This is a genomic window from Agrobacterium sp. DKPNP3 (assembly GCF_052686535.1).
Genome location: NZ_JBQYSN010000006.1, coordinates 86,747 through 93,643, shown reverse-complemented (window position 1 = coordinate 93,643; position 6,897 = coordinate 86,747). Strand labels below are relative to the sequence as shown.

Below are 6,897 nucleotides of genomic sequence, written 5' to 3'. Positions count from 1 at the left end.
AAATTCGCCAGCGTCAGCGTCTGCTGGAGACGAGCTTCCAGCGGCCGCAGGACCCTGCGGCCCGCCCGGAACGCACCATCACACGGCCGCTCGCGCCGGAATATCGGCAGAGGGAGGCTCAGCCGGCTCCTCAGGCTGCGCCACGCGCGCGCGCCATTCCTTCCTACCAGCAGGAAACACCGCGCAATGACGCGGCCCTGCAGGAAATCGCCCAGGCGCTCGTTAATCTTCGCCATGAGCTGAAGAGCGATATTGCCGAGGGAGTTGCCCGGGAAGCGCAGGGACTGCGCGCCGAAATCCGCAACATCCGCGCGGTGGCGGAAGACCAGCAATTTATCGGCGATCTGCGTGACGACATCGCACGGCTTGCCGGGAGCATCGACCAGCTCGGCAATCTGGCATCGCCCGACGTTTATGGCCTGCGCAACGAATTCGAAGACCTGCGTCTGACCATCGACCAGCTTGCGCGCGAAGACAGCGTGCATCGGATCGAAAGCCGCTGGAACACTGTGGAAGACACGCTGCGCGGTTTCGATGCGGCCTCGTTGCAGGATGAGATCGTTTCGCTCGCCTACCGTCTCGATGACATCAAGACGCAACTCGGCGGCATGAGCAACAATCCCGCCGTGCGCGTGCTTGAGGAGAAGCTCATCACCATTGCCAGCGCCGTGGAGCAGCTCGGCAAGCATATGCAGCCCAACGAGGCTGCCTTTATCGAGCACTTTTCGGGTCTCGACCAGCGGCTGGACGAAATCAGCCGCGCCATAGCCGCAACCGGCACGCGCGCGAACGCACAGGCAACGGACAATGCGCTGGCGCAGCGGCTGGAAAGCCGGCTGAACGGCCTTGCCGAACAGCTCGGCGACATCAATCGCCTTGCCGCCGCCAAGCCGGAACCGGCGTCCGACCTCACCGCCCGCCTTGAAGCGCTCTCCGGCAAGATCGATGAACTCAGCACCGCGCGCGACGCTGCGCAGCTGCACGACCGGCTGGACCAGCTTTCCCTGCTTCTGGAGCGCTCGCAGCGCCCCTCCCAGCAAGCGGAACTGACATCTTTCCTCAGCGATATCTCCCGCAAGATCGATGCGCTGGATCATGGTGCCGTCAATGACGGCTTGGCCGAGCGGCTCGACCTGCTGTCGCGCCGGATCGAAGATCTCGATTACCGCTACAGCCAGCCGCAGCCGGCTTCGGGTTTCAGCGACGGCGCCTTCTCCCGTCTGGAAGAGCGTCTCGGCACGATCGCCGCCCGCCTTGACGAGTCCGCCCATGCCGCGCCCGCCGACAGCCACGCGCTGGCGAGCCTAGAAAACCAGATCGCCCATCTCTCCACGCTGATCAGCCAGCCGGTGCAGGTGCAGGCGGCTGGCATGTCGCCGGAACTCGACGCCCGTATGGCGGCGATCGAAGACTACATGGCGTCGAACGACGAATATATCATCGAAGCGGCCCGGCAGGCGGCCGAGGCCGTTCTCGACGCCTATACGCGCAACAATCTTTCCGCTGGCGCAAACATCGCCGACATGTCGATGCTGACCGATCTTGCGGCCGATCTGCGCAACCTTGAAGCACTGAGCCGCAACACCGAAGAGCGTACGCACCGCACCTTCGAAGCATTGCATGAAACGCTGGTGCAGATCGCCGGCCGCCTCGACAATCTCGACAACGGCTACCGCGAGGCGGCTCCTCGCCACGTTACGCAGCAGGCGGTTGCCGCAGGCCGCGAAGACATCACGATGCCTGCCGCCATCTTCCCGGAAGAAGGCTATATCGCCGAAGAGCAGGCTATTCTCAACGATGCCGGCGAAGACGACGCGACCGCGATCGTGCCGCCGGCCGCCGCCAAGCCAGCAAAAACGGAAAGAAAGAGCCTGCTCGCCGGCCTGACCAAGCGCTTCAAGACAAGCACGGCAAAGCCCGCCAAGACGAAGGAAGAACCCGTTTCGGCCTCTTCCGCCCGCACGCAGGTTGAGCCAGCCCCGTCGCTCGATCCGATCGACGTTCTGCCGGCTGGCCAGGAGAATGAACTTCTGGAGCCAGGCTCAGGCGCGCCCGATATCAAGAAAATCCTCGAGCGCGTGCGTGCAAGCCAGGTGGCGGCCACCGGTAAGCCCGCAGATGCGGAAGGACGGACAGATTTTATCGCCGCTGCCCGCCGCGCCGCCCAAGCCGCCGCTATGGAAACATCGCCCGAGAAGCTGGACACCGGAAAGAAGAGCCGCAAGGCAGACGCGTCCGCTCTTTCACGCTATCGCCGCCCGTTGCTGCTCGGCATCGGCGCCATTCTACTGGCGATGATGGCCATGCCGCTCGTCAAGACGCTGATCGGTGGCGCGGAAGCCCCGGCACGGCTCATCGAGCAGAAGATGGACAACGCGCCGGTTTCCGCGCTTCCGGAAACGGGCGAGAAGGCCGTCACCATTCCCTCCGCCCTCGCCGTCGATCCGGAAGAGGCGGCATCGGCCGACAGCATCGAAAACTCGGCCCCGGCACAAAACACCATCGACAACCGCACGATAGGCGGCGCGCCGCTGCCGGACGAGCCTCCAGTTGCGGATGTACCTGCCGTGGAACCCACAAAGGCCGGCACCGTCGCACAGAGCAGCACTCCGGCGCCGGCTCAATCTACTGTGGCCGCACCGTCTGCGGAAAACGCCATTGCCGTCCCCGCCGGCATCGAGCCCGCATCGCTTGCTGAAGCCGCTGCCAAAGGCGATACACAGGCCATGTTCGAGATCGCGGCGCGCTACACCGAGGGTCGCGGCGTCACCATTGACCGTGCGGAAGCAGCAAAGTGGTACAAGATGGCGGCCGATCGCGGCCTTGCTCCTGCGCAATACCGTCTTGCCAACCTCTACGAGAAGGCAAACGGGGTCGAGCGCAATCTTGCCGAAGCGAAGCGCTATTACACGCTGGCTGCCGAACAGGGGAATGCCGGCGCGATGCATAATCTCGCGGTTCTGCTTGCCTCCGACGCAGCCGGCCAGCCGGATTTCGGCGCGGCCGCGCAATGGTTCATCAAGGCCTCCGAACTCGGTGTGCGCGACAGCCAGTTCAACCTCGCCATTCTCTACGCGCGCGGCAGCGGTGTGAAGCAGGATATCGAGGAGTCCTACAAATGGTTCGCCATCGCCGCCAAGGATGGCGATGCGGACGCAGCACAAAAGCGCGACGAGGTTGCAGGCGCCATGAGCCCGCAGCAGCTTCAGAGCGCCAAGGCCAAGGTGGATGCCTGGAAGGTGAAGCCGCTTTCGGAAGACGCCAACAGCGTCAACCCACCCGAGGAATGGGCGGGTAAGGAAGGTGTGAAAACCGCCTCCGTCGACATGGAGAAGGCAATCCGCAACATTCAGGCGATCCTCAACAAGAACGGTTTCGATGCCGGCCAGCCGGACGGGAAGCTGGGCAAGAACACCGTGACAGCCATCAAGGACTTCCAGAAGTCCGTCGGCCAGACGCCGGATGGGCGTATCACCAATGAGCTGGTGACCGCGCTTCTCGCCCGCAACAAATAAAGTTTGGAAACCATGTGAGGCGGCCCTTGTGGCCGCTTCTGTGCGACACCGCGCCGGAATGTGGCCCCGTGCCCACGCATGTCAGCTATCTTTCCTAATTATCAACGTATTTACCGTTGAATGTTGACAGGTCAGGCCCTCGCGGGCATGACGAAGGAAGGCTGGGCATGCCCGGTCTTTTCAGACAGAAAGTGTAAATCGCGGCGCGGCCCCCTTACCCGGACAGCCCTGCCGCCCGGAACCATTTGCCCGAGGTCCGAGCCGTGACTGTCTATCTGCCGATCGCAGAACTGTCGGTGAATATTTTCATCATTCTCGGCATGGGCGCGGCCGTCGGTTTTCTGTCCGGCATGTTTGGTGTGGGCGGCGGCTTTCTGATCACCCCACTTCTGATCTTCTACAATATTCCGCCCGTGGTCGCCGTGGCGACCGGTGCGAACCAGGTGGTTGCATCCTCCGTTTCAGGCTCGATCACGCATTTCAGGCGCGGGACGCTCGATATCAAGCTCGGCAGCGTGCTTCTCGTCGGCGGCCTCGTCGGGGCCACCGTTGGCGTGTGGATATTTTCTTTCCTGCGCAGCATCGGCCAACTCGATCTCATCGTCTCACTGCTTTACGTCATCCTGCTCGGCACCGTTGGCGGGCTGATGCTGAAGGAAAGCATTTCGGCGCTTCGCCGCGCCGCCCGCAACGAAACCGTGACCCTGCGTCGGCCCGGCCATCACAACTGGGTTCATCGCCTGCCGCTAAAAATGCGGTTCAAGAAATCGAAGATCTATCTCAGCATCATTCCGGTCATCACCCTCGGTTTCGGCATTGGTATCCTCACCTCGATCATGGGTGTGGGCGGTGGCTTCATCATGGTGCCGGCGATGATCTATCTCTTGCGCATCCCCACCAGCGTTGTCGTTGGCACATCGCTGTTCCAGATCATTTTCGTGACCGCCTATACGACGATCGTCCAGGCCGCGACCAACTACTCCGTCGACGTCGTGCTCGCCTTCATCCTGATGGTGGCAGGCGTCATCGGTGCACAATATGGCGTGCGAGTGGGCCAGAAGCTGCGCGGCGAACAGCTGCGCGCCTTGCTGGCGCTGCTTGTCCTTGCCGTTGCGCTGCGTCTTGCGGTTTCGCTCGTGGTGCGGCCGGACGATCTGTTTTCGGTAGCGGTTGGAGGGCTGGGGTATTGACCGCACGCCCGCTGCTTGCCGTTCTGTCGCTTCTCTTCCTGCTTGTCGTCGGGCAGACAGCTTCTGCGCAGACGCCCCCGCTTGCCCTGCCACCCGGCCCGCAGCAGCGACCGTTGCAGGAAAATATCGAAATCGGCGCTTCGACGACCGAAATCCCCATCGCGTCTGATTTTCGCGGGGCGGATTTCACCCTCTTCGGCGCGCTCAACAATACCGACCAGCTGCTCCTGGCCATCGGCCAATATGATATCGTCGTGACGCTGGAAGGGCCGAGCGACTATATGACCGTGCGCAAGAAGCAGCGTGTGGCAGGCATCTGGATCAACACCAGCGCCATCACCTTCACGCCGCTGCCGGAATCCTATTCCATGGCCAGCACGCGCAATATCAACGACGTCGCCTCGCCCGGAACGCTGCGCGCCATGGGGCTCGGCGTCGACCATCTGTCGCTCAAAAGTGCCGTCTTCTCCGGCGTGCCGGACAACGTCTTCGATTTCCAGGAGGCTTATCGTCGGCTCAAGCTTTCAAGCGGCATCTATCGCAACGACACGACCGGGGTGCGGCTGGAACGAACCGGCCTGTTCTGGGCGACGCTGCGCCTGCCCGCCAACGTGCCGAATGGTGTGCACACCGCGCGCGCCTATCTCTTCAAGAGCGGCAAGTTCATCGCTCAGCGCGAACTGAAACTGCGCGTCGTCAAGACCGGCATGGAACAGGCGATCACCGATGCCGCGCACCAGACACCGCTTGCCTATGGCGCGCTCTGCGTCCTGCTCGCGGTCGTGACAGGCTGGGGCGCCAGTATCATCTTCCGAAAGGACTGATCCCTCTCACCCTGCGAAATCCGGCGAAGCAACCTGCCCGCCAGAGATAGCATTCGCTTCCGTCACCGGTTTGCGGTAAAATTCATGCCGTTACGACCCTGCGTAGCCTTCAAGGCAGCGCGGATTTGTAGCGGGGATGAAAAGGAGAAATGTCATGTTCAAGCACATTCTCATTCCCACCGATGGCTCGCCGCTGGCGCAGATCGCAATCGACCAAGGGTTCGCCCTCGCCAGGGAGGCAGGCGCAAAGGTGACCGTCGTGACGGTATCGGAGGCCTTTCACGTGATTGCGAGCGATGTCGACGACATTGCCGCCATTGCCGAAGAAGAATTTCACCGATGCGAAGAGGCCGAGCATTTGCTCCGCGACACGCAGGCACATGCCGCCGCCATGGGGATAGACTGCGAGGCGCTGCTTGCCCGCGCGGGCCGGCCGGATGAAGCGATCATCGAAATCGCCGACAGGACCGGCTGCGACCTCATCGCCATGGCCTCGCACCGGCGCAGGAGCTTTATCGAGATGCTGCTCGGCAGCATCACGGCCAAAGTCCTCAAGAATTCGAAGATACCGGTGCTGGTCTACCGCCAATAGGGCGCGGTAAAATCTCAGCCGAGCAGATTGGAAAACCGGACCGAATAGATGCGGTCGCGCCCCATCAGATGCGCGACGAGGGCGGCATGATCGAAAAGGCCGTGCATGGCCTTATGACGCAGGTCCAGCCCGCCGCTCATCACGCCGAATGCCGGCATCAGCAGACGCGACCCATCGGTCGCGAAACAGGGCCGCCGTACCGTCTTCGCGCGACGGCGCACGGTTGCAGACGGATGCAGATGCCCGGCGATCTCCCCCACGGCATCCCCGAGCCTCGGCTCGTGGCGGAAAACGAGATTGCCGTAAAACATCTCATCCACCGAAGAACCCGGCAGATCGACCGTGCCATCGGGATCATGGTTGCCGTTGATCCAGATCCATTCGCGACCGCGGGCCATCTCGCGGATGAGTTCGCGCAGCGGCAGCGGCAGGTGCTGCGAACCGACACGATCATGAAAATTGTCGCCCAGGCTGACAACGATCTTCGGATCGTAGCGGCTGATCAGCGACGACAGGATTTTAAGCGTGGCGATGGTGTCGTAGGGCGGCAGCATGGAGCCGCGCCGGGCGAAGGCTGCGCCCTTTTCCAGATGCAGATCGGAGACGACGAGAAGCGAGAGGTCAGGCAGGTAGAGCCCGCCCAGCGGGTCGCACCAGGCGGCAACGCCATTGATAACGGTCTCGCTGCCAAGGCATTCGAAGCCATTGGAAAATCTGTCGCTCAATGTCAGCCGGCTCAGCAATGTTGTCGTCGTTCCTTCAATGCGTCTTTCAGG

The 6,897-nt window shown here is 62.4% G+C and carries 5 protein-coding genes; 4 read left to right on the top strand and 1 reads right to left on the bottom strand.

Going from position 1 to position 6,897, the window contains the following annotated elements; translation table 11 throughout:
* The 4 genes from podJ to ACUTJJ_RS03340 form a co-directional block, all read left to right on the top strand.
* Positions 1-3,515 (top strand): cell division protein PodJ (podJ, locus tag ACUTJJ_RS03355; RefSeq protein WP_445541294.1); only part of this gene is annotated, 3,515 nt, incomplete at its 5' end.
* 263 nt (positions 3,516-3,778) lie between these two features.
* The gene (locus ACUTJJ_RS03350) at positions 3,779-4,705 is read left to right on the top strand and encodes a sulfite exporter TauE/SafE family protein (RefSeq protein WP_144575905.1); all 927 of its coding nucleotides are present in this window, start codon (positions 3,779-3,781) and stop codon (positions 4,703-4,705) included.
* On the top strand, positions 4,702-5,529 hold the full coding sequence (locus ACUTJJ_RS03345; RefSeq protein WP_063949658.1) for a TIGR02186 family protein: 828 nt from the start codon (positions 4,702-4,704) through the stop codon (positions 5,527-5,529). Before ACUTJJ_RS03350 ends, ACUTJJ_RS03345 begins: the two co-directional genes overlap by 4 nt.
* Before the next feature lie 154 nt (positions 5,530-5,683).
* Positions 5,684-6,121, top strand: a complete 438-nt coding sequence (locus tag ACUTJJ_RS03340) for a universal stress protein (protein ID WP_445541293.1) — start codon at positions 5,684-5,686, stop codon at positions 6,119-6,121.
* Positions 6,122-6,135: 14 nt separating this feature from the next.
* Here ACUTJJ_RS03340 and pdeM read toward each other — a convergent pair whose 3' ends face one another.
* Positions 6,136-6,864: a ligase-associated DNA damage response endonuclease PdeM gene (gene pdeM / locus ACUTJJ_RS03335; RefSeq protein ID WP_209085519.1), complete on the bottom strand. Its 729-nt coding sequence runs from the start codon at positions 6,862-6,864 to the stop codon at positions 6,136-6,138.
* Between the last annotated feature and the right edge of the window lie 33 nt (positions 6,865-6,897).